This is a genomic window from Klebsiella sp. Q2, assembly GCF_009900705.1.
Classification (GTDB): Bacteria; Pseudomonadota; Gammaproteobacteria; order Enterobacterales; family Enterobacteriaceae; genus Klebsiella; species Klebsiella quasipneumoniae.
The window spans coordinates 679,706-701,491 of the sequence record NZ_JAAABE010000004.1 but is presented as its reverse complement, the minus strand read 5'-3'; the positions used below and the strand labels follow the sequence as shown (position 1 = coordinate 701,491).

General features: G+C 58.2%; 24 protein-coding genes. 17 read left to right on the top strand and 7 right to left on the bottom strand.

The features are described from left to right. Positions 1-40 precede the first annotated feature (40 nt). Complete coding sequence (gene glnB, locus GT756_RS18760; protein WP_002914032.1) at positions 41-379, top strand: nitrogen regulatory protein P-II; 339 nt, start codon at positions 41-43, stop codon at positions 377-379. A 74-nt stretch (positions 380-453) separates the two neighbouring features. On the opposite strand, the gene hmpA is transcribed toward glnB, so the two are convergent. Then, positions 454-1,644, bottom strand: coding sequence for an NO-inducible flavohemoprotein (gene hmpA / locus GT756_RS18755; RefSeq protein WP_160124996.1), 1,191 nt, complete (start codon positions 1,642-1,644; stop codon positions 454-456). Positions 1,645-1,969: 325 nt separating this feature from the next. Here hmpA and glyA point away from each other — a divergent pair, with 325 nt between their 5' ends. After that, complete coding sequence (glyA, locus tag GT756_RS18750; protein WP_002914027.1) at positions 1,970-3,223, top strand: serine hydroxymethyltransferase; 1,254 nt, start codon at positions 1,970-1,972, stop codon at positions 3,221-3,223. A gap of 55 nt (positions 3,224-3,278) precedes the next feature. Here the strand turns inward: glyA and GT756_RS18745 are convergent, their stop codons facing one another. After that, positions 3,279-3,701 (bottom strand): DoxX family protein, encoded by a 423-nt coding sequence (locus tag GT756_RS18745; protein WP_004201855.1) that lies wholly within the window; start codon positions 3,699-3,701, stop codon positions 3,279-3,281. Positions 3,702-4,001: 300 nt separating this feature from the next. On the opposite strand from GT756_RS18745, the gene GT756_RS18740 reads away from it, so the two are divergent. Next, positions 4,002-5,138 (top strand): 3-phenylpropionate MFS transporter, encoded by a 1,137-nt coding sequence (locus GT756_RS18740; protein ID WP_160124995.1) that lies wholly within the window; start codon positions 4,002-4,004, stop codon positions 5,136-5,138. On the opposite strand, the gene csiE is transcribed toward GT756_RS18740, so the two are convergent. Beyond that, positions 5,135-6,412 carry a stationary phase inducible protein CsiE gene (gene csiE, locus GT756_RS18735; RefSeq protein ID WP_048325368.1) on the bottom strand — a complete coding sequence of 426 codons (1,278 nt, stop codon included), beginning with the start codon at positions 6,410-6,412 and terminating at the stop codon, positions 5,135-5,137. The genes GT756_RS18740 and csiE overlap by 4 nt on opposite strands. Positions 6,413-6,536: 124 nt before the next feature. Between csiE and GT756_RS18730 the strand changes: the two genes are divergently transcribed. The 3 genes from GT756_RS18730 (at position 6,537) to GT756_RS18720 (ending at position 9,081) form a co-directional block, all read left to right on the top strand. Beyond that, on the top strand, positions 6,537-7,175 hold the full coding sequence (locus GT756_RS18730; RefSeq protein WP_004201860.1) for a DUF1007 family protein: 639 nt from the start codon (positions 6,537-6,539) through the stop codon (positions 7,173-7,175). After that, on the top strand, positions 7,166-8,146 hold the full coding sequence (locus GT756_RS18725; protein WP_064187555.1) for a nickel/cobalt transporter: 981 nt from the start codon (positions 7,166-7,168) through the stop codon (positions 8,144-8,146). The genes GT756_RS18730 and GT756_RS18725 overlap by 10 nt, the downstream gene beginning before the upstream one ends. A gap of 98 nt (positions 8,147-8,244) precedes the next feature. Beyond that, a complete protein-coding gene (locus GT756_RS18720; protein ID WP_049003911.1) occupies positions 8,245-9,081 on the top strand; it encodes a hypothetical protein in 837 nt (278 codons plus the stop codon). 46 nt (positions 9,082-9,127) lie between these two features. On the opposite strand, the gene suhB is transcribed toward GT756_RS18720, so the two are convergent. After that, positions 9,128-9,931 (bottom strand): inositol-1-monophosphatase, encoded by an 804-nt coding sequence (gene suhB, locus GT756_RS18715; protein ID WP_002913995.1) that lies wholly within the window; start codon positions 9,929-9,931, stop codon positions 9,128-9,130. Positions 9,932-10,051: 120 nt separating this feature from the next. On the opposite strand from suhB, the gene trmJ reads away from it, so the two are divergent. From trmJ to sseB, 11 genes are all read left to right on the top strand, one after another. After that, the gene (trmJ, locus tag GT756_RS18710; RefSeq protein ID WP_017900427.1) at positions 10,052-10,786 is read left to right on the top strand and encodes a tRNA (cytosine(32)/uridine(32)-2'-O)-methyltransferase TrmJ; all 735 of its coding nucleotides are present in this window, start codon (positions 10,052-10,054) and stop codon (positions 10,784-10,786) included. A gap of 252 nt (positions 10,787-11,038) precedes the next feature. Then, complete coding sequence (gene iscR / locus GT756_RS18705) at positions 11,039-11,530, top strand: Fe-S cluster assembly transcriptional regulator IscR (protein ID WP_002913993.1); 492 nt, start codon at positions 11,039-11,041, stop codon at positions 11,528-11,530. A gap of 178 nt (positions 11,531-11,708) precedes the next feature. Continuing rightward, entirely contained in the window at positions 11,709-12,923 is a 1,215-nt protein-coding gene (iscS, locus tag GT756_RS18700; protein WP_017900428.1) for a cysteine desulfurase, read from the top strand. A 26-nt stretch (positions 12,924-12,949) separates the two neighbouring features. Further along, positions 12,950-13,336 (top strand): Fe-S cluster assembly scaffold IscU, encoded by a 387-nt coding sequence (gene iscU, locus GT756_RS18695; protein WP_002913991.1) that lies wholly within the window; start codon positions 12,950-12,952, stop codon positions 13,334-13,336. Positions 13,337-13,353: 17 nt separating this feature from the next. After that, complete coding sequence (gene iscA, locus GT756_RS18690) at positions 13,354-13,677, top strand: iron-sulfur cluster assembly protein IscA (protein WP_002913979.1); 324 nt, start codon at positions 13,354-13,356, stop codon at positions 13,675-13,677. Positions 13,678-13,751: 74 nt separating this feature from the next. After that, positions 13,752-14,267 carry a co-chaperone HscB gene (gene hscB / locus GT756_RS18685; RefSeq protein ID WP_004201868.1) on the top strand — a complete coding sequence of 172 codons (516 nt, stop codon included), beginning with the start codon at positions 13,752-13,754 and terminating at the stop codon, positions 14,265-14,267. A 15-nt stretch (positions 14,268-14,282) separates the two neighbouring features. Continuing rightward, the gene (gene hscA / locus GT756_RS18680; protein ID WP_004201870.1) at positions 14,283-16,133 is read left to right on the top strand and encodes a Fe-S protein assembly chaperone HscA; all 1,851 of its coding nucleotides are present in this window, start codon (positions 14,283-14,285) and stop codon (positions 16,131-16,133) included. A gap of 1 nt (position 16,134) precedes the next feature. Further along, a complete protein-coding gene (gene fdx / locus GT756_RS18675; protein WP_004201872.1) occupies positions 16,135-16,470 on the top strand; it encodes an ISC system 2Fe-2S type ferredoxin in 336 nt (111 codons plus the stop codon). A gap of 1 nt (position 16,471) precedes the next feature. Further along, complete coding sequence (gene iscX, locus GT756_RS18670; protein WP_002913954.1) at positions 16,472-16,672, top strand: Fe-S cluster assembly protein IscX; 201 nt, start codon at positions 16,472-16,474, stop codon at positions 16,670-16,672. Positions 16,673-16,779: 107 nt separating this feature from the next. After that, on the top strand, positions 16,780-18,066 hold the full coding sequence (pepB, locus tag GT756_RS18665) for an aminopeptidase PepB (RefSeq protein WP_004201874.1): 1,287 nt from the start codon (positions 16,780-16,782) through the stop codon (positions 18,064-18,066). A gap of 96 nt (positions 18,067-18,162) precedes the next feature. Further along, complete coding sequence (gene sseB / locus GT756_RS18660; protein ID WP_004201877.1) at positions 18,163-18,939, top strand: enhanced serine sensitivity protein SseB; 777 nt, start codon at positions 18,163-18,165, stop codon at positions 18,937-18,939. A gap of 66 nt (positions 18,940-19,005) precedes the next feature. Here the strand turns inward: sseB and GT756_RS18655 are convergent, their stop codons facing one another. The 3 genes from GT756_RS18655 to sseA form a co-directional block, all read right to left on the bottom strand. Then, on the bottom strand, positions 19,006-19,848 hold the full coding sequence (locus GT756_RS18655) for a hypothetical protein (protein ID WP_160124994.1): 843 nt from the start codon (positions 19,846-19,848) through the stop codon (positions 19,006-19,008). 101 nt (positions 19,849-19,949) lie between these two features. Further along, entirely contained in the window at positions 19,950-20,600 is a 651-nt protein-coding gene (locus tag GT756_RS18650; RefSeq protein ID WP_160125002.1) for a DUF5066 family protein, read from the bottom strand. Between the two features lie 164 nt (positions 20,601-20,764). After that, complete coding sequence (sseA, locus tag GT756_RS18645) at positions 20,765-21,622, bottom strand: 3-mercaptopyruvate sulfurtransferase (RefSeq protein ID WP_160124993.1); 858 nt, start codon at positions 21,620-21,622, stop codon at positions 20,765-20,767. Between the last annotated feature and the right edge of the window lie 164 nt (positions 21,623-21,786).

Below are 21,786 nucleotides of genomic sequence, written 5' to 3'. Positions count from 1 at the left end.
TACGGTAAGCAACCGGTTACGCGACTAAGACAGGAACACCATGAAAAAGATTGATGCGATTATTAAACCTTTCAAACTGGATGACGTGCGTGAAGCGCTGGCCGAAGTCGGCATCACCGGGATGACGGTAACGGAAGTGAAAGGCTTTGGCCGCCAGAAAGGGCACACCGAACTCTACCGCGGCGCGGAATATATGGTGGATTTTCTGCCGAAAGTGAAAATTGAAATCGTGGTGACCGACGATATCGTCGATACCTGTGTGGATACCATCATCCGTACCGCGCAGACCGGTAAAATCGGTGACGGCAAGATCTTTGTCTTCGACGTGGCGCGGGTCATTCGTATCCGTACCGGCGAAGAAGACGACGCGGCGATTTAACGCTCGCCGCTCGTTGCAGTATTGCCGGGTGGCGCTGCGCTTACCCGGCCTACAAATCCCCGCGGCGTCGGGGCTTACAGCACCTTATGCGGGCCGAAGCATTCGTAATGAATGTGGTCTTTATTGACCCCTAATTCTACCAGCTGCTTCGCTGCAAACTGCATAAACGCTACCGGGCCGCAGAGATAATACTGCATCTGCGGGTCGCGAATAGTTTCCGCCACCGCCGCTAAATCCATCAAACCTTCGCTATCAAAACGTCCTGCCTGACGGTCAGCCTCGCTCGGGTTGCGATACCAGACGTGAGCGGTAAACGCCGGCAGCGCCGCGCCGAGCGCCTGCACTTCATCGGCAAAGGCGTGGACCTCGCCATTTTCCGCCGCATGGAACCAGTTCACCTGACCCTGATGATGGCTCTTCGCCAGCGCATCCAGCATCGCCAGCATCGGCGTTTGCCCGACGCCGCCTGAGATCAGGGTGACCGGCGTCTGCGGCTCAACATTAAGGAAGAAATCTCCCGCCGGGGCGGCCAGATAGACCACATCGCCTTCGCTGGCATGGTTATGCAGCCAGTTGGAAACCTGGCCGCCTTCCTCGCGTTTAACCGCGATGCGGTAGCCCTTGCCGTCCGCTTTGCGGGTCAGGGAGTACTGGCGAATTTCCTGATATTCGAAGCCTTCCGGCTTCAGCCAGATGGCCAGATACTGGCCAGGCTGGTAATCGGCGACCGGCTGGCCGTCGACCGGCTCGAGCTCAAAGCTGGTGATAAGCTGGCTGCGCGGAGTTTTCCTGACGATGCGGAACGCGCGGGTCCCTTCCCAGCCGCCGGTTTTACTGGCGTTTTGCTGATAGATCTCGGCTTCGCGGCCGATAAAGACGTTCGCCAGCACCCCGTAGGCTTTACCCCAGGCATCGAGCACTTCCTGGCCCGGACAGAACATTTCATCGAGGGTCGCCAGCAGATGACTGCCAACAATATTGTACTGCTCCGGTTTGATCTGGAAGCTGGTGTGTTTCTGGGCGATCTTTTCCACCGCCGGCAGCAGGGCAGGCAGGTTATCGATATTGCTGGCGTAGGCGGCAATGGCGTTGAACAGCGCTTCACGCTGGTCGCCGTTGCGCTGGTTGCTCATATTGAAGATCTCTTTGAGCTCCGGGTTATGCGCGAACATCCGATCGTAGAAATGGGCGGTTAACTTTGGTCCAGTCTCTACCAGCAGAGGGATGGTGGCTTTGACCGTAGCGATGGTTTGAGCGTCGAGCATAGTGTGCTTCCTTGGGGGTTATCTTAATGATGTATTTTAAATGCATCTTAAGGAAATAACCCTGCGTTGTAAATGGTTCTTTAACACTTTCCGCCGTTGCAGTTACAACATGAAGAATTTGCATCACAATCCTGAAAAGAAATCCGTTGATACTGAGAGAGGCGTTATTGCTCAAAGCCTTGTGTCATGCGGAGCCAAACGTTTGCGTAAAATCCTTTGTCAAGACCTGTTATCACAGAATGATTCGGTTATACTGTGGGCCGTTGTCCAATCGGACCGCCTTTTTAGGCCGAAATTTTATTGTTAGCTGAGTCAGGAGATGCGGATGTTAAAGCGTGAAATGAACATTGCCGATTATGATGCCGAACTGTGGCAGGCTATGGAGCAGGAAAAAGTACGTCAGGAAGAGCACATCGAACTGATCGCCTCCGAAAACTACACCAGCCCGCGCGTAATGCAGGCGCAGGGCTCTCAGCTGACCAACAAATACGCTGAAGGATATCCGGGCAAGCGTTACTACGGCGGCTGCGAATATGTCGACGTGGTTGAGCAACTGGCTATCGACCGCGCGAAAGAGCTGTTCGGCGCTGACTATGCTAACGTCCAGCCGCACTCCGGCTCCCAGGCTAACTTTGCCGTCTACACCGCGCTGCTGCAGCCGGGCGACACCGTGCTCGGTATGAACCTGGCGCAGGGCGGCCACCTGACTCACGGCTCCCCGGTTAACTTCTCCGGCAAACTGTACAACATCATCCCTTACGGTATTGATGAGTCCGGCAAAATTGACTACGACGACATGGCGAAGCAGGCTCAGGAACACAAACCGAAGATGATCATCGGTGGTTTCTCCGCTTACTCCGGTATCGTTGACTGGGCAAAAATGCGTGAAATCGCTGACAGCATCGGCGCTTACCTGTTCGTCGATATGGCGCACGTGGCAGGCCTGATTGCCGCTGGCGTATACCCGAACCCGGTTCCGCATGCTCACGTCGTGACCACCACCACCCACAAAACCCTGGCGGGTCCGCGCGGCGGCCTGATCCTGGCGAAAGGCGGTAGCGAAGAGCTGTATAAGAAGCTGAACTCTGCGGTATTCCCAAGCGCGCAGGGCGGCCCGCTGATGCACGTTATCGCGGCGAAAGCGGTGGCGCTGAAAGAAGCGATGGAGCCAGAGTTTAAAGTTTACCAGCAGCAGGTTGCGAAAAACGCCAAAGCAATGGTGGAAGTGTTCCTGAACCGCGGCTACAAAGTGGTGTCTGGCGGTACTGAGAACCACCTGTTCCTGCTGGACCTGGTGGATAAAAACCTGACCGGTAAAGAAGCTGACGCCGCCCTGGGCCGCGCCAACATCACCGTCAACAAAAACAGCGTGCCGAACGATCCGAAGAGCCCGTTCGTGACCTCCGGTATCCGCATCGGTTCTCCGGCTGTGACTCGTCGCGGCTTTAAAGAAGCGGAAGTCAAAGAGCTGGCTGGCTGGATGTGTGACGTGCTGGACAATATCAATGACGACGCGGTCATTGAGCGTGTGAAAGGCAAAGTGCTGGATATCTGCGCCCGCTTCCCGGTTTACGCGTAAGCGTTAGCGTTGACATCAAAAAGGCCGCGTTTGCGGCCTTTTTTGCATCTGCAGATTAGCGACGGTCGAGGGAGATTGCCCCTGGGCCGGTGATTGCCAGCAGCAGGAAGGCGCCGGCGATGCTGACGTTTTTCCAGAAGTTAATCATGTTCGGCAATACCGCATCGCCAGTCATATCCCAGTAGTGATGGCCAATCACCGCCGTGCCCAGGGTGTAGAAAATAAAGATGACCGCCAGCGGGCGGGTGAAAAAGCCCAGCACAATTAAAATCGCGGCAGGCACTTCCATAATGACGGCGATAATCGCCGCCAGGGTCGGCATCGGCGCGCCGGAGGCGGCCATGTATTGCACCGTACCGCTAAAGCCCAGCAGTTTGGGGTAGCCAAAAAGTAGAAACAGAACCACCACGGCGATGCGGGCGATGAGCAGTAGCAGAGAGCGGGATGCGCCAAAATCAAAATAGCGGAGTGTGTTCATAATCAGCTCGTTATGAGAGACGTGTGATTTAAACGTAATACACAAAGTTGCCAGCCGCCATAGCAGGAAAATAATAATGTCGCGCTTCGTTTCATCAGGATTTCGCCGTATCGTTGGTCGCACTTTGATGCCCGGTTATCGGATTTTATTTAATACAACCGGTGACGGAGTGGGGAGTGCTCCGTGATGCGCGTCACGATTTAAAGACAAATGTACTCAACTTCCATATAGAGAGTGAGACACAGGTTTACTCACGATGGGGTTTATCGCCAGACTATCGCCACCATTCGGGAGGAAATCATGGTCTTGCACTCCACGCGCTGGCTGGCGCTCAGTTATTTAACTTACTTTTTTAGCTACGGTATTTTTCTGCCCTTCTGGAGCGTCTGGCTGGCCGGCAACGGGCTGACCCCGGAAACCATCGGCATTTTGCTTGGCGCCGGTCTGGTGGCCCGTTTTCTCGGCAGTCTGCTGATCGCCCCGCGGGTGAGCGATCCCTCCCGGCTGATCGCCGCGCTGCGCGTGCTGGCGCTGTTAACCTTGCTCTTCGCGCTGGCCTTCTGGGCCGGCACCCACGTAGCATGGCTGCTGGCGATTATCATCGGCTTCAACCTGTTCTTTTCACCGCTGGTGCCGCTGACGGATGCTCTGGCCAATACCTGGCAAAAGCAGATCACCATGGACTATGGCCGGGTGCGGCTATGGGGCTCTATCGCCTTTGTGATTGGTTCGGCGCTGACCGGCAAGCTGGTGAGCCTGTTTGATTACCGGGCGATCCTGCTGATGCTCAGCCTGGGCGTCGCCTCGATGCTGCTCGGCATGCTGCTGAAACCGTCGGTGATGCCCGAGGGGGCGTCGCGCCAGCAGCAGGGGGCCGGAATGGCGGCCTGGCTGACGCTGGTGCGCCAAAGCTGGCGCTTTCTCGCCTGCGTTTGTCTGCTGCAGGGGGCGCACGCCGCCTACTATGGCTTTAGCGCCATCTACTGGCAGCAGGCCGGCTATTCGGCCTCGGCGGTCGGTTATCTGTGGTCGTTAGGTGTGGTGGCGGAAGTGGTGATCTTCGCGCTGAGTAAAAAGGTGTTCCGCCGCTTCAGCGCGCGGGATCTGCTGCTGCTCTCTGCCCTGTGCGGGCTGGTTCGCTGGACGCTGATGGGCTGGACCACAGCGCTGCCGGGGCTTATCCTCGCGCAGATCCTTCACTGCGGGACCTTTACGGTGTGTCATCTGGCGGCGATGCGCTATATCGCCGCCCGCCAGGGCAGCGAAGTGATCCGCCTGCAGGCCGTCTACTCCGCGGTGGCGATGGGCGGGAGTATTGCCATCATGACCGTCTTCGCCGGTTTCCTCTATCAGCACCTGCACCAGGGCGTATTCTGGGTGATGGCCCTGCTGACGCTCCCGGCGATGGCTATACGGCCAAAAGCGGTGGCGGCCTAGTCCTCGAGCATCGCGCAGATATGCTGCTGCTGGCGTTCGGTGAAGCAGTTCTCCGCGTGGATCAGCGGCGGTGAAAACAGCGGCAGCGCCGTCGCATAGGGAGTGACGATAAGCGTCACCCCTTTGGGCGCGCCTTCCTTCTGAAAGCGCTCTACGCTCTGGTATTTGATATTCAGCGGCAGCAGCGTCAGTTCGCGCAGCTGCTGCTCCAGGGCCGCTTCCATATCCGGATTATCATCGGTCAGCAGCAGAACCTGCTTCTCATGCAGGTCGCTTTTCTGCATCAGCCAGGCGCCAAAGATCACCGCGATTAAGCTGGTCTCTTCCTCATTAAAACGGACGTGCCAGGCCTCCTCGAATTCGCTCAATGCCGCCTGGGTGGTGCGTAGTAAACGAGGATAGAGCCGGCTCACTTCCTCCGTGAGCGTGCTGTCGATGCCGATGGCAAACACGCTGCGGATCAATGCCTGCGACAAGTGAATATAAAGCTGGTCGCTCAGCCCCTGCTCGTCACTGAACGACCTGCCGGCGAGCATCTGGAAGCGGTGGATTAGGCCGGAAATAGCCAGCCGCAGGCGTCGATCCTGCGGGTGACCATCGCGAAGCGGATCGGGGGTTTTGAGCATCATAAACAGCAGCGAGAGGAAAAAAGGCTCTCCGACATGCGGCGGAGCGCCGACCCGGCGCTGCCAGTGGCGGACAATCTCCTTCGCCAGAGTGAACTCGGCGGCGGTCTGCGCCCAGCGTTGCTGTTCATCATTGAAGTCGGGTGAATAGCCCCGGTGATGCTCAAGCAGGCAGTACTGCAGGTACAGGCGCAGAAACTGGACGTCCCGGCAGTCGAACTGGCGATTGAGCGCTCGCGCGCAACGGTTCACCAGCGCCTGCAGGTTGGTATCATCGTACAAGGTACGGGCGATGCCTTCCTGTTTAAGCTGCGTTTTCAGCGCCGGGGTAAAATGATGGTTAACGAACTGCGGGCACAGGCGCAGCCCCCGCCGCAGCGCATGCAGCAGGCATAAACGTTGGTCGAGCGCGGCGCCTTCAATCCGATAGCTGCCGTCCACCTGTGACCGAAGGGTCAGGCGGTGGTAACGCTGAATTTCGCGTCCGGTCTCCTCGATATCCTGCCGGGCCGTGGTCTCATCAACGAGGTTGATTCTGCCAAGCCGTTCAGTCGTTACCGACTGTCCGGGCAGATAAAACATCAGGAGCACCTGGCTACGGCGCTGTGGACTGGAAAGCGCAGATGGTGGTTCAATGACGGTCATCATCTGGTAAGTTCCAGTTAGGGTTTCCGCTAAGGATAGACAATGACGGCGGCGGGGGCAGGGAAGTGCGCCCGCTTTAGCTCAGGATTGCTGGCGAAGTTCACAGAATTTTTCACGTGAGGAACAGATGAACAGAGTGAAACAATGCACCAGCGCGGCGTTTTTCATGGTTTTATCATGGACAGCCGCTGCGCATCCGCATAGCTTCATCAGTTTGCAGAGCGAGCCGGTGGTCAAAGACGGCCTGCTGAGCGCCTTTAAAATGCGCTGGACGATGGATGAAATAACCTCATCGGATCTGCTTTACGACGCCGGAAACGCTAAACCGGGCAGCGAAGTATGGAAAAAACTGGCGGCGGAGGTGATGGCCAACGTGCTCGGCCAGCACTATTTCAGCGAGCTGTGGCACAACGGCCAGCGGGTGAAATTTGACAATCGCCCCGACGGCTACGGTCTTGAGCGCGACGGCCTGCAGGCGGTACTGACCTTCACCCTGCCGCTGGCGACGCCGCAACCCGTTGCCGGGCAGACATTTACCTTTTCCACTTTCGATCCGACCTACTATGTCGATATGTTTTATGACAAAGATAGCGATTTTTCCCTGCCCGCCGCGCTGCAGGCCGTCTGTAAGGCAACGGTGATGACGCCAAAACCGAATGACAAAATGCTCTCATACGCCCAGTCGCTGGATAAAGCGGATGCGCCGCCTGAGGATATGGCGCTGGGCAGCTATTTTGCCCAGAAGGTGACGCTGACATGTCAGTAATTTTTACCCCTCGCGCGCGAACTTCGCGCTGGAAAGCGCTGTGGCCGCTGGCGCTGCTGCTGGCCGTGAGCGTAACGGGCGGCATCTGGCTGTGGCTGGCCTGGCCGCAGGTGCTGATGCAGAGCGCGGTCTGGCAGCGCGCGCTCAATCTGGAGCTCAGCCGCCTGCTGCAGGCGGTGGCGGAGAACCCGGCTGCGGCGGGGCTGTCGCTGCTTGGATTCAGCTTCGTTTACGGGGTGCTGCATGCCTTAGGGCCCGGCCACGGCAAAATTGTCATTACGACCTGGCTTGCCACCCATCCCTCAAAGCTGAAATCGAGTATTAACCTGACGCTGGCCGCCTCTTTGTTGCAGGGGCTGGTGGCTATCGCGCTGGTGGTGGTGGTGCTGGCGCTACTGCAGCTGCCAGCGCGCCAGCTGCATCTCAGCAGTTTCTGGCTGGAGAAGGGCAGCTATTTGCTGGTGGGCGCGTTAGGTCTGCTGCTCTGCTGGCGGGCGCTGAAAAAGCTGCGTCTGCTGCTGAGCCGGCCAACGTTTACCGCGTTCACCCCGCATCATGTTCATAACGAACACTGCGGCTGCGGGCATCAGCATCTCCCGGCCCCGGAGCAGCTGCAGGCCGGCGATGACTGGCGGGCTCGCACCGTGATTGTCCTGTCGATGGGCATGCGTCCCTGCTCGGGGGCGATCATGGTCCTGCTGTTCAGCAAAGTGATCGGGGTGTTCAACTGGGGGATGGCGGCGGCGCTGGCGATGGCGGCAGGGACCTCATTGACTATCACGGCGCTGGCGCTGCTGGTGCACAGTTTTCGCCAGCTGGCGGTGAAGCTGGGTCGGCATCAGGCGCCGCCGCTGTGGCGCCAGGTAGGCTGGCTGACGCTGGCGCTGGCCGGCGGCGTCATTTTGCTCGCGGCGGCAGGCGTGATGTGGTTCAGCGCCGTCCCGGCCAGCGGCGGGATCCGTCCGTTTTAGCAGGCGTCGGGCGCAAATCCGAAAGTGGGCGCCGGCGCTTGCCGCTGACGCGGCGATGCTCTAGTTTTCCGCTTTTCGGCGGATGACAAGGAGTCGCTATGGCCGCAAATATCGTTTCTCCCGCGCAGAGCGGGCGGTTCTATTATGGCTGCGCCGGCGCCGCCGGGCTGCTGGCGGGCCTGGCGATCGTCTTCTGGTTTCCAGCCCTGGCCAGCTGGTGGCCGTCCGATCTGGTGCGCGTCTACCACGCCATGCCGTATGTTATGCGATTCGGGGTGGCGAGTGTCGCGGATATCCCGCTGGTGGCCTACGCCACCCTGACGCTGTCAGGCTTCGTGCTGGCCTTTTGCCATCCCGGGCACAGTAAACTGCCCATCGTCGCCTGGGCTGTGCATAACCAACCCTCGCCGCGGGAGATGGTCGACTGGATCCTGCGCAGCTGGGCGTTGCAGTTCGGTTTTCTGGTGATCATTTTCTGGCGTTTCGCGTTTATGAGTAAGCTAAGCAGCGACAGGCTAATGCAGATTGCGGGCATCTGTAACGACGTTTGCTATCTGGCCACGCTGGTGCTGGCAGCAATACTGCTGCGCGACGGCTGGCGCGGCGTTAAAGGCGTTGCCGCACCGGCAGGCAATATTCGCATTCCGCTGATCGTTGCCCTGAGTTTTTATCTGCCGTTTCAGCTGGTATGGATTTTACTCAGTGCGCAGCAGTATGAGCTGCCGCTGTGGGGATGGCTGCTGCTGGTTCCGGCGATGGTGGGCGTGCTGCTCGCTCGCCTGGCGACGGTAGGAATAGCGCTGTGTTTCCGGTGCTGGCTGGGGCCGCAGGGCTGCCTGCGCTGGCGCGGACCGCTGGCTTTATTTAGCGGCCTGACGGTGCTCTGTATTGGCGGTAATGCGGTGATTCGCCAGATCCTGAGGATGCTGTCATGACATAAAAAAAGGAAGCCGCGGCTTCCTTTTTGACATCAGTAAGAGATTAACGCTTCAGCGCATCGCTCAGCTGCTCGCGCATGTTCGCCAGCATCGCTTTTACCACGCGCGGGTTACCGGCAACGATGTTGCCCGTCAGCATATAGTTATGACCGCCGGTGAAGTCACACACGATAGCGCCTGCTTCACGAGCGATCAGCTCGCCTGCGGCGAAATCCCATGGTTTCAGGGCGATTTCAAAGTAACCGTCAACGCGGCCGGCGGCAACGTAGGCCAGATCCAGTGCGGCGGAGCCGGTACGGCGGAAATCGGCGCATTCGGTGAACATGTTGCCGAGAATATTCATGTAAGTGGTGGCGTGCTGCTTCGCCTTGAACGGGAAGCCGGTCGCGATGATGGTGCCGTCGAGGTCGCGAGCGTTGCTGCCGCGCAGACGGTAGCCGTTCAGCTGCGCGCCCTGGCCGCGGGTCGCGGTGAACAGTTCGTTACGCATCGGATCGTAAACCACCGCGACTTCAGTACGGCCTTTGATGCGTACGGCGATGGAAACAGAGAAGTGCGGCAGACGTTTAACGAAGTTGGTGGTGCCATCCAGTGGATCGATAACCCATTGAACATCCTGCTCTTCACCAGCGTGTTCACCGCTTTCTTCGGTGATAATGGTGTGCTGCGGGTAAGATTTGCGAATGGTTTCGATAATAATCGCTTCGGCGGCTTTATCGACGTTGGTCACAAAATCATTGCTGCCTTTCTGGCTGGTTTCTACGGTGTCTGGCGTTTCGTAGTGTTTGGCAATTAAATTACCCGCCTTGCGCGCGGCGCGCACGGCGATGTTCAGCATCGGATGCATCGGTCTCTCTCACTGGATGTTAAAGAACGGGAAAAAACGGCGCATATAATAACAGCGAAATCTGCTTATGTCTCCGTTTTATGGTAGCATGCCCGAATAATCTTTAGCCGAAGAACCATAATGCTGCAAAATATTCGAATCGTACTGGTAGAAACTTCCCACACCGGCAATATGGGCTCCGTTGCCCGCGCGATGAAAACCATGGGCTTAACCAACCTGTGGCTGGTCAATCCGCTGGTGAAGCCTGATTCCCAGGCCATTGCGCTGGCCGCGGGTGCCAGCGACGTCATTGGCAACGCGCAGATCGTCGATACCCTTGATGAAGCGCTGGCGGGCTGTAGCCTGGTGGTTGGCACCAGCGCGCGCTCCCGCACGCTGCCGTGGCCGATGCTCGACCCGCGCGAATGCGGTCTGAAAAGCATCGCCGAAGGCCAGCATGCGCCGGTGGCGCTGGTGTTTGGCCGCGAGCGCGTTGGCCTGACTAACGATGAACTGCAGAAGTGTCACTACCATGTGGCCATCGCCGCCAACCCGGAGTACAGCTCGCTGAACCTGGCGATGGCGGTGCAGGTTATCGCCTATGAAGTGCGGATGGCCTGGCTGGCGGCGCAGGAGCAAGCGCAGCCGGCGGTTGAACATGAAGAGGCGCCGTACCCGCTGGTGGACGATCTGGAGCGATTCTACGACCATCTTGAGCAGACGCTGCTGGCGACGGGCTTTATCCGCCCGAATCATCCGGGGCAGGTGATGAACAAGCTGCGTCGTCTGTTCACCCGCGCACGTCCGGAAAGCCAGGAGCTGAACATCCTGCGCGGCATGCTGGCGTCTATTGAGCAGCAGAATAAAGGTAAGTAAGAGCGTTAACGCCGGATGGCGCTTCGCTTATCCGGCCTACGAATCTACATCTCTGTTGTAGCCCGGGCGAGGCCTTTGGCCGACCCCGGGAGCGGCTCGAAATTAATAACGGCACGGAAAGCCAAATACCTGACTAAAACAGTCAAGTAAATAGTTGACCAAATTACTCGGGAATGTCAGACTTGGCCCTGCTATGCAATACCCATATTAATAAAAAGCCCGGCCAGGGGCGAGTTTGAGGTTAAGTAAGACATGAGACTGACATCTAAAGGGCGTTATGCCGTGACCGCGATGCTTGACGTTGCGCTCAACTCTGAAACGGGCCCGGTGCCGTTGGCAGATATTTCAGAGCGTCAGGGAATTTCGCTTTCCTATCTGGAACAGCTGTTCTCTCGCCTGCGTAAAAATGGCCTGGTTTCCAGCGTTCGTGGCCCAGGCGGTGGTTATCTGTTAGGTAAAGATGCCGGCAGTATCGCCGTCGGCGAAGTCATCAGCGCCGTGGACGAATCCGTTGATGCCACCCGTTGCCAGGGCAAGGGCGGCTGTCAGGGCGGCGATAAATGCCTGACTCACGCGCTGTGGCGCGATCTGAGCGAGCGTCTGACCGGCTTCCTGAACAATATCACCCTCGGAGAACTGGTGAATAACCAGGAGATCCTCGATGTTTCCGGTCGTCAGCATCAGCACGAAACCCAGCGCAATGCGCGCACCCAGGACGCGATCGACGTTAAACTGCGCGCCTGAGTGACCCGTCCCGTTTCGGGCTGCGGCTGACAGGGCGAGGCAGCGCGAAACGGCGGGACAACGATTATAAAGAGCTTTCAGAATCAGGCCGGGATGCTCCGACATTCCGTGTACTCGGTCGTACATCAAGCCGGTTGCCTGATTCCTTGCATTGAGTGATGTACGGAGTTTAAGAGCAATGAAATTACCGATTTACCTCGATTACTCCGCAACCACGCCGGTGGACCCGCGTGTTGCCGAGAAAATGATGCAGTTCCTGACCATGGACGGGACCTTTGGTAACCCGGCCTCTCGTTCCCACCGTTTTGGCTGGCAGGCTGAAGAGGCGGTTGATATCGCCCGCAATCAGATTGCCGAGCTGGTCGGTGCCGACCCGCGCGAAATCGTCTTTACCTCTGGTGCGACTGAATCCGACAACCTGGCGATCAAGGGTGCTGCCAACTTTTATCAGAAAAAAGGCAAGCACATCATCACCAGCAAAACCGAGCATAAAGCGGTTCTGGATACCTGCCGTCAGCTGGAGCGCGAAGGCTTCGAAGTGACCTACCTGGCGCCGCAGAGCAACGGGATTATCGATCTGAAAGAGCTGGAAGCGGCGATGCGTGACGATACCATCCTGGTTTCCATCATGCATGTGAATAACGAAATCGGCGTGGTGCAGGATATCGCTACCATCGGCGAGATGTGTCGCGCCCGCGGTATCATTTACCACGTAGACGCCACCCAGAGCGTGGGCAAGCTGCCTATCGATCTCAGCCAGCTGAAAGTGGACCTGATGTCCTTCTCCGGTCACAAAATCTACGGTCCGAAAGGCATCGGCGCGCTATACGTGCGTCGTAAGCCGCGCATTCGTATCGAAGCGCAAATCCACGGCGGCGGCCACGAGCGCGGTATGCGTTCCGGTACTCTGCCTGTTCACCAGATCGTCGGCATGGGTGAAGCTTACCGTATCGCCAAAGAAGAGATGGAAAGCGAGATGGCGCGTCTGCGCACGCTGCGCAACCGTCTGTGGAACGGCGTGAAGGATATGGAAGAAGTGTACCTCAACGGCGACCTTGAGCAGGGCGCGCCGAACATTCTTAACGTCAGCTTCAACTATGTTGAAGGCGAGTCGCTGATTATGGCGCTGAAAGACCTGGCGGTTTCCTCCGGTTCAGCCTGTACTTCCGCGAGCCTTGAGCCATCCTACGTGCTGCGCGCGTTAGGCATGACTGATGAACTGGCGCACAGTTCTATTCGTTTCTCTTTAGGTCGTTTCACTACCGAAGAAGAGATTGACTACGCCATCAACCTGATTCGTAAATCCATTGGCCGTCTGCGCGAGCTTTCTCCACTGTGGGAAATGTTCAAACAGGGCGTGGATCTGAACAGTATTGAATGGTCACATCACTAATTCGGCACCAATAAGGAGAATTCATCATGGCATACAGCGAAAAAGTTATCGATCATTACGAGAACCCGCGCAACGTCGGCTCTTTTGACAACAGCGACGAGAACGTCGGCAGCGGCATGGTCGGCGCGCCGGCCTGCGGCGACGTGATGAAGTTGCAGATTAAAGTCAACAATGAAGGTATCATTGAAGACGCGCGCTTCAAGACCTACGGTTGTGGTTCCGCTATCGCTTCCAGCTCCCTGGTCACCGAGTGGGTGAAGGGTAAATCCCTGGACGAAGCGCAGGCGATCAAGAACACCGATATCGCCGATGAACTGGAACTGCCGCCGGTGAAAATTCACTGCTCTATTCTGGCGGAAGACGCGATTAAAGCCGCGATTGCGGATTACAAAAGCAAACGTGAAGCAAAATAATTAGTTGAGGTTTTGTTATGTCGATTACTCTTAGCGACAGTGCAGCAGCGCGAGTCAATGCCTTCCTGGCAAACCGCGGAAAAGGGTTTGGCCTGCGCCTGGGCGTGAGAACCTCCGGCTGCTCAGGTATGGCCTATGTACTGGAGTTTGTTGACGAGCCGGCGGCTGAAGACACCGTGTTTGAAGACAAAGGCGTGAAGGTCGTGATCGACGGCAAAAGTCTGCAATTCCTCGACGGCACGCAGCTGGACTTCGTCAAAGAAGGCCTTAACGAAGGGTTTAAGTTCACCAACCCGAACGTCAAAGATGAGTGCGGCTGCGGCGAAAGCTTTAACGTATAATCGGTACACCCCAACCCCACCGCGGTCACGCCGCGCGTGGGGTTTTCGTTTAGATGCATGACCCTGAGGTTACTATGGACTATTTCACCCTCTTCGGGTTACCAGCCAGCTATACCCTCTCGCTTGAACAACTGGCTGTCCGGTATCAGGATCTGCAGCGCCAGTACCATCCGGATAAATTTGCCAGCGCGCCCGCTGCGGAGCAGCTTGCGGCGGTTCAGTATTCCGCCACCATTAACCAGGCCTGGCAGACGCTGCGCCATCCCCTGACCCGCGCAGAATACCTCCTCTCGCTGCATGGCTTCGATCTGGCCAGCGAGCAGCATACCGTTCGCGATACCGCGTTCCTGATGGAACAGCTGGAACTGCGCGAAGAGTTGGATGAGATCGGCCAGGCGAAAGACGAAGCGCGGCTGGAAAGCTTTATCAAACGAGTGAAAGCGCTGTTTGATACCCGCCATCAGCTGATGGTTGACCAATTGCATAATGAGAGCTGGGAGGCGGCGGCGGACACGGTGCGTAAGCTCCGTTTCCTCGATAAACTGCGCAGCAGTGCTGAAGAACTCGAAGAAAAACTGCTCGATTTTTAATTTTCGGAAGCAATTATGGCCTTATTACAAATTAGTGAGCCCGGCCTGAGCGCCGCGCCGCACCAGCGTCGTCTGGCGGCCGGTATCGACCTGGGCACCACCAATTCTCTGGTGGCTACCGTGCGTAGCGGCCAGGCCGAGACTCTGCCCGATCATCAAGGCCGCTATCTGCTGCCGTCGGTGGTGAACTACCACGCATCGGGGCTGACCGTCGGCTATGACGCCCGGCTGAACGCCGCCCAGGATCCCGCCAACACCATCAGCTCCGTGAAACGGATGATGGGGCGCTCCCTCGCCGATATCCAACATCGCTATCCGCATCTGCCGTATCAGCTGCAGGCCAGTGAAAACGGCCTGCCGATGATCCAGACCGCCGGCGGCCTGCTGAACCCGATTCGCGTCTCCGCCGATATTCTGAAAGCGCTGGCTGCCCGGGCCACTGAAGCGCTGGCCGGCGAGCTCGACGGCGTGGTGATCACCGTTCCCGCTTATTTTGATGACGCCCAGCGTCAGGGGACCAAAGACGCGGCGCGTCTGGCGGGTCTGCACGTGCTGCGCCTGCTTAATGAACCGACCGCGGCGGCTATCGCCTATGGCCTTGATTCCGGCCAGGAAGGGGTGATTGCGGTCTACGATCTCGGCGGCGGCACCTTCGATATCTCTATTCTGCGCTTAAGCCGCGGGGTGTTTGAAGTGCTGGCTACCGGCGGCGATTCCGCTCTCGGCGGCGATGATTTCGATCATCTGCTGGCGGACTACCTGCGCGAGCAGGCAGGCTTCAGCGACCGTAGCGACAACCGCCTGCAGCGTGAGCTGCTGGATGCCGCCATCGCGGCGAAAATTGCCCTTAGCGATGCCGAGGTGGCGCACGTTGAGGTCGGCGGCTGGCAGGGCGATATCACTCGCAGCCAGTTTAACGATCTGATCGCCCCGCTGGTAAAACGCACGTTAATGGCCTGCCGCCGGGCGTTGAAAGACGCTGGCGTTGAGGCGCAAGAGGTGCTGGAAGTGGTGATGGTCGGCGGTTCGACCCGCGTGCCGCTGGTGCGCGAGCGCGTAGGCGAATTCTTCGGCCGCACTCCGCTGACCGCCATTGACCCGGACAAAGTCGTCGCCATTGGCGCGGCGATCCAGGCCGATATTCTGGTCGGCAACAAGCCGGACAGCGAACTGCTGCTGCTCGACGTTATCCCGCTGTCGTTAGGGCTGGAAACCATGGGCGGTCTGGTGGAGAAAGTGATCCCGCGTAATACCACCATTCCGGTGGCCCGCGCCCAGGAGTTCACCACCTTCAAAGATGGCCAGACGGCGATGTCCATTCATGTGATGCAGGGCGAGCGTGAGCTGGTGCAGGATTGCCGTTCGCTGGCGCGCTTTGCGCTGCGCGGTATCCCGGCGCTGCCGGCGGGCGGGGCGCATATTCGCGTCACCTTCCAGGTGGATGCCGATGGCCTGCTGAGCGTCACGGCGATGGAAAAATCGACCGGCGTGGAAGCCTCTATTCAGGTGAAACCGTCTTACGGTCTGACCGATGGCGAAATCGCCACCATGATTAAAGATTCGATGAGCTACGCCGAACAGGATATTCAGGCGCGCATGCTGGCTGAACAGAAAGTAGAAGCCGCACGCGTCCTGGAAAGCCTGACAAGCGCGCTGGCCGCCGACGCCGCGCTGTTAAGCGCCGCGGAGCGTCAGGCTATCGATGCTGCTGCGGAGCAGGTACGCGCCGCCGCGGCAGGCGACGACGCCGACGCCATTAAAGAAGCGATTAAAAATATCGACACACAAACCCAGGAATTCGCCGCCCGCCGTATGGATCAGTCGGTCCGTATCGCGCTGAAAGGCCAATCCGTGGACGAGGTTTAAAATGCCAAAAATTGTATTTCTGCCCCACCAGGACCTGTGTCCGGATGGCATCGTTGTGGAAGCTGAGACCGGTGAGACTATTCTGGATGCGGCGCTGCGTAGCGGCATCGAGATTGAACACGCTTGCGAAAAATCCTGTGCCTGCACCACCTGCCACTGCATCGTGCGTGAAGGCTTTGACTCGCTGGCGGAAAGTACCGAAGATGAAGACGATATGCTGGATAAAGCCTGGGGACTGGAGCCTGACAGCCGCCTGAGCTGCCAGGCGCGCGTCACCGACGAAGATCTGGTCGTTGAGATCCCGCGTTACACCATCAACCACGCACGCGAGCACTAATATGGCACTGAAATGGACCGACAGTCGTGAAATCGGCGAAGCGCTGTATGACGCTTACCCTGACCTCGACCCAAAAACCGTTCGCTTTACCGACATGCATCAGTGGATTTGCGATCTGGAAGAGTTTGATGATGATCCGAACGCATCCAATGAAAAAATTCTCGAGGCGATTCTGTTAGTCTGGTTAGACGAAGCCGAATAATTTTCGCGTCATGATTTATGCGGCGGTATAAAGTCGGATGAATCATCGAGCGAGAGAACGTTACGGGCTGCCATACGGTGGCCCGTTTGCTAAGAAGGATAATGATAATGACCGAAGCCATGAAGATTACGCTTTCCACTCAGCCAGCCGATGCGCGCTGGGGAGAGAAGGCGTCTTACAGCATTAATAATGATGGCATTGCCCTGCATCTCAACGGTAAAGACGACCTGGGCTTGATTCAGCGCGCGGCGCGTAAAATTGACGGCATGGGCATCAAGCATGTCGCGTTAAGCGGCGAAGGCTGGAACACCGACCGCGCGTGGGCGTTCTGGGCGGGCTATAAAGGCCCGAAAGGCACCCGAAAAGTTGAATGGCCGACCCTGGACGATGTGCAGAAAAGCGAGCTGGATAACCGTCTGACCATTATTGACTGGGTGCGCGACACCATCAATGCGCCGGCGGAAGAGCTGGGCCCGGAACAGCTGGCGCAGCGCGCCGTCGACCTGCTGTGCAGCGTGGCGGGCGAAAAGATGAGCTATCGCATCACCAAAGGCGAAGATCTGCGTGAGCAGGGCTATCTCGGCCTGCACACCGTCGGCCGCGGCTCCGAGCGTCCGCCGGTTCTGCTGGCGCTGGACTATAACCCGACCGGCGATAAAGAAGCCCCGGTATACGCCTGTCTGGTAGGTAAAGGCATCACCTTTGATTCCGGCGGCTACAGCATCAAACAGAGCGCCTTTATGGATTCAATGAAGTCTGATATGGGCGGCGCGGCGACTGTCACCGGCGCTCTGGCTTTCGCCATTACCCGCGGGCTGAATAAGCGCGTGAAGCTCTATCTGTGCTGCGCCGACAACCTGATCAGCGGCAACGCTTTCAAACTGGGCGATATTATTCATTATCGCAACGGCAAAACCGTCGAAGTGATGAACACCGACGCCGAAGGTCGTCTGGTGCTGGCGGATGGCCTGATTGACGCTTCGGCGCAGAAGCCTGAGCTGATCGTCGATGCCGCCACCCTGACCGGCGCGGCGAAAACCGCCCTCGGCAACGACTACCACGCGCTGTTCAGCTTTGACGATGCGCTGGCGAATCGCCTGCTGGCGAGCGCCCAGGCGGAAAATGAAGCGTTCTGGCGTCTGCCGCTGGCCGAATTCCACCGTAATCAGCTGCCGTCTAACTTCGCGGAACTGAACAATACCGGCAGCGCCGCCTATCCGGCCGGCGCCAGCACCGCGGCGGGCTTCCTGTCCCACTTCGTGGAAAACTACCACCAGGGCTGGCTGCATATCGACTGTTCGGCAACCTACCGCAAATCGGCCGTTGAGCAGTGGTCGGCGGGCGCGACGGGGCTTGGCGTACGTACTATCGCCAATCTGCTGACGGCTGAGTAATGGCCTTGCCGGGTAGCGCTACGCTTACCCGGCCTGGAAAATCCGCAGGCCCGTGCGGACGTCGCGCCGCCGGGCGATTTTTGAAGTAGCCAAACTATGTCCGAAACCAAAAACGAATTAGAAACCCTGCTGGAAAAAGCGGCTACCGAGCCCGCTCATCGTCCGGCATTTTTCAGCGCGCTGCTTGAGGCCACCGTCTGGGTACCGGGCAGCGCAGCCGATGGCGAGCAGATTGTCGAAGATAGCGCGCTGGATCTGCAGCACTGGGAAAAAGATGACGGCACGTCGGTCATTCCGTTCTTCACTTCGCTGGAGGCTCTGCAGCAGGCGGTGGAAGACGAACAGGCTTTCGTGATGATGCCGGCCCGCACGCTGATGGCGATGACTCTCGGCGAATCGCTGTTCCTCAACCCGAAGCTGCCGAGCGGTAAAGAATTCACCCCGCGGGAAATCAGCCATCTGCTCGGGGAAGAGGGCAGCCCGCTCAGCACCCAGACGGTGCTGGAGGGGGGCGAAGCGCTGCTGCTGTCTGAAGTCGCCGAGCCGCCGGCGCAGATGGTGGATTCGCTGACCACGCTGTTCAAAACGCTGAAAACCGTCAAGCGGGCGTTCCTGTGCTCGATCAAAGAGCACGCCGACGCGCCTGCTAATCTGCTTATCGGCATTGAAGCGGAAGGGGATATCGAGTCCATTATTCAGACCACCGGCAGCGTGGCCACCGATACCCTGCCCGGCGATGAGCCGATCGATATTTGCCAGGTGGTAGACGGCGAGAAGGGCATCAGCCACTTTATGATTGCCCATATCACGCCGTTCTATGAAAAGCGCTGGGGCAGCTTCCTGCGCGATTTCAAACAAAACCGCATTATCTGACAGCGGGGGCGCCAGCCCCCGGTTTCGCTATACTTTCAGCTCGATGCCAAAGCGGGTTGGTAAAGATTAATGCAGGGCGGCAACGATTCGCGGATAGGCTGACACCATGTGATAGAGCAGAAATCCCGCCACGCACAGCGTGACGATGCCGTTGAAGAGCGCCATATCCCCGCGCCAGGCCCGGCACCTTTCCTCTCCCAGCAGATAGCGTAGCGCTGCTACCAGCCCGGCGACCAGCATAAACGCCAGTAACACCCCCACCATCTGCGCGCTGACAATATACCAGCCCAGCGGCGTATTCACGCCCCGGGCGCTCATCAGCGCGATCTGCGCCGGCAAAATCGTCTGGAACCCGAGGGTGAGGAGCATCAGAAGGCGCAGATCCGCCAGCTGAGCATCGAATGTGCGGGCCAGACGTCGGGCGTCACGCAGCAGCAGCCCTCCTGATGTCACCGCCGCGGCAACGCTGATGTGCTGGAGAATAAAAATATATAACGCCAGGGTCCCGGATCCGACCCGGGACAAAAAGAACAGATTGCAAAAGACCATGACCAGCAGGCCAAATTTCGTCACCCAGGCACGGAGTACCTCGCCGGGCCAGCGGCGGCTTGACGCCGGATTGTGCATCATCCATGCGGCAAGCGTCGATTTACCATAACCGGGCGCGAGCAGCACCATCAGAAAACCCAGCAGCGCCTGATGACCATACGTGATCAGCGGGACGTCTGCCAAAGTGACGCCGAGAAAGCGGGTATCGACGGAAACGGGCGCAGGAACCAGGCTTAACCATGTTCGGTTCCATTGCGGCCAAAAATAGAGGATCGCGCCGCCGACCAGCAGGCCAGCGATGCCTCCCAGCCAGGGAAGGCGCGGGGAATAAGCAGAATGTGGGTTGGAGACTAATGCCATTTTCACTCCTTGTGGTGACATCAGGTTAGGGATTAAGCGCTCCCTCCTGGAGCTGGCCCCGACGGCGCCCGTTAAGCGCGCTTTCGGCGGGAGATGGTGAATTAGTCAGGGCAACCTTCGAGCCTGGCGTAAAGATCCTCATGAAGATATTCCAGCTCCAGCAAGGCGCCATCGCGTGCCTGGTTGAGGGCTTGCTGATGCTGCCATTCGTCGTGGCTCTCCTCTCCACCGGCAAAAATCTCCTGCAGATATTCAATCAGTGACGATTCTGCCAGCCAAAGGTCATTCTCTTTACCCTCGAAGCGGACGACAGGATATTCACCCTGTTCATCACGCTCGGTGACATAGATAAATACCTGCTGATCTCCGGGATGGCAGAGGCGAATCAGGGCAGGAAGACGCGGATCGTCGTTCCAGACGGGCATCAGCTCTTCAATATCCAGCCCGATCATATCAAGGCCATTCATATAATAAGCATCTTCATCCAGCGAGTCGGAAAGCAGGACGCCATGTTCATCAATGGCGTCCAGAACCGATTCCAGCACCCGTTGACCGTGGGGGCTTGTCAGCTGGCAATCGTAAGCCAGCAGCGCTTTCAAACTTTCCGGAAGCGCCACGGTTTCGCTATTTTGCGGATCGCGGTATTTCCGTACTCGCAGGCGATCCACTTCCTCTACGGACATCGGTTTTGGGGTGGGATTGCGGTTGTGCTTGTGTACGACATCCATGAGATCCGGTAATGAAAAAGCCATCATTCAATTTCCTTATATAGTGGGCGGCAGTAAAGCGAACACGGCAGGCGCAAGCCCTGCGGCAGCACAGAGTAACCGGTTTAGCGGCTGGCAGGAGAAAGAGGCGGGGAAAATCAGAAATTATTTAGTGGCCGCGGAACGGGGCGCCCGCGGCCATACGGCGTTTACTGAGCGGCAGGAGCCGGTTCAATCGGCAGATCGCTGCGCGCCCCCCATTCGCTCCATGAGCCGTCGTACAGGCAGACGCCGTTCACGCCAAGCGTGGTGAGCGCCAGCACCACCACCGCCGCCGTCACGCCGGAGCCGCAGCTGGCGATAATGGGCCGGTCAAAATCGACGCCCTGACGCAAAAAGATGTCGTTCAGCTCGTCGACGGTCTTCAGCTCGCCGTTAATCACCAGATCCGTCCACGGCACGTTAAGCGCGCCGGGAATATGCCCGCGCCGCAGGCCCGGGCGCGGTTCGTCAGCCAGGCCGTTAAACCGGGCCGCCGGACGCGCATCGACAATCTGCGCCGACCCTTCATGGCTGACCAGCAGCACGTCGGTCAGGCGCTTAATTTGCTGAGGATCGAAGCGTACGTCGAATTCCCCTTCGGCCACCTCCGGCACCCCTTGTTCCAGCGGCAGTTCGTCGCGGCGCCAGCCCTCCAGTCCACCGGCCAGAATCGACACCTTCTCCACGCCAAAGGCGCGCAGCATCCACCAGGCGCGAGGCGCGGAAAACAGATTGCCTTCGTCATAAACCACGAGGTGCTTATCGCTGCAGACGCCCAGTTCGCGCATGGCGACGGCAAACGCCTCGGCGCGCGGCATCATATGCGGCAGCGGGCTGGTGTGATCGGACAGCGCCTCGATATCGAAATACAGCGCGTTCGGCACATGGCCGGCGCGGTACTCCGCGGCCATATCGCGCAGGGCCTCCTGTCCGGCGGGCGCCATGCGGGCGTCGATAATCTGGATCTCCGGGTCATCAATATGTTCCGCCAGCCAGTCGGCGGCGACAAAAAACGAGGTGGACATAGGTGCCTCCGTTTTACTATTCATGACTGAATTGTCGGCGTTTTATCGGGTGCTGACAAGTTAAGGACGCCAGAGTGGGGACGACGTCACGGCACTTTTCTGATTAATCGGCAGAAACCCGCGTCATCACTGTTGAGAAGCGCCGCCTTAACGCATAATAAAAA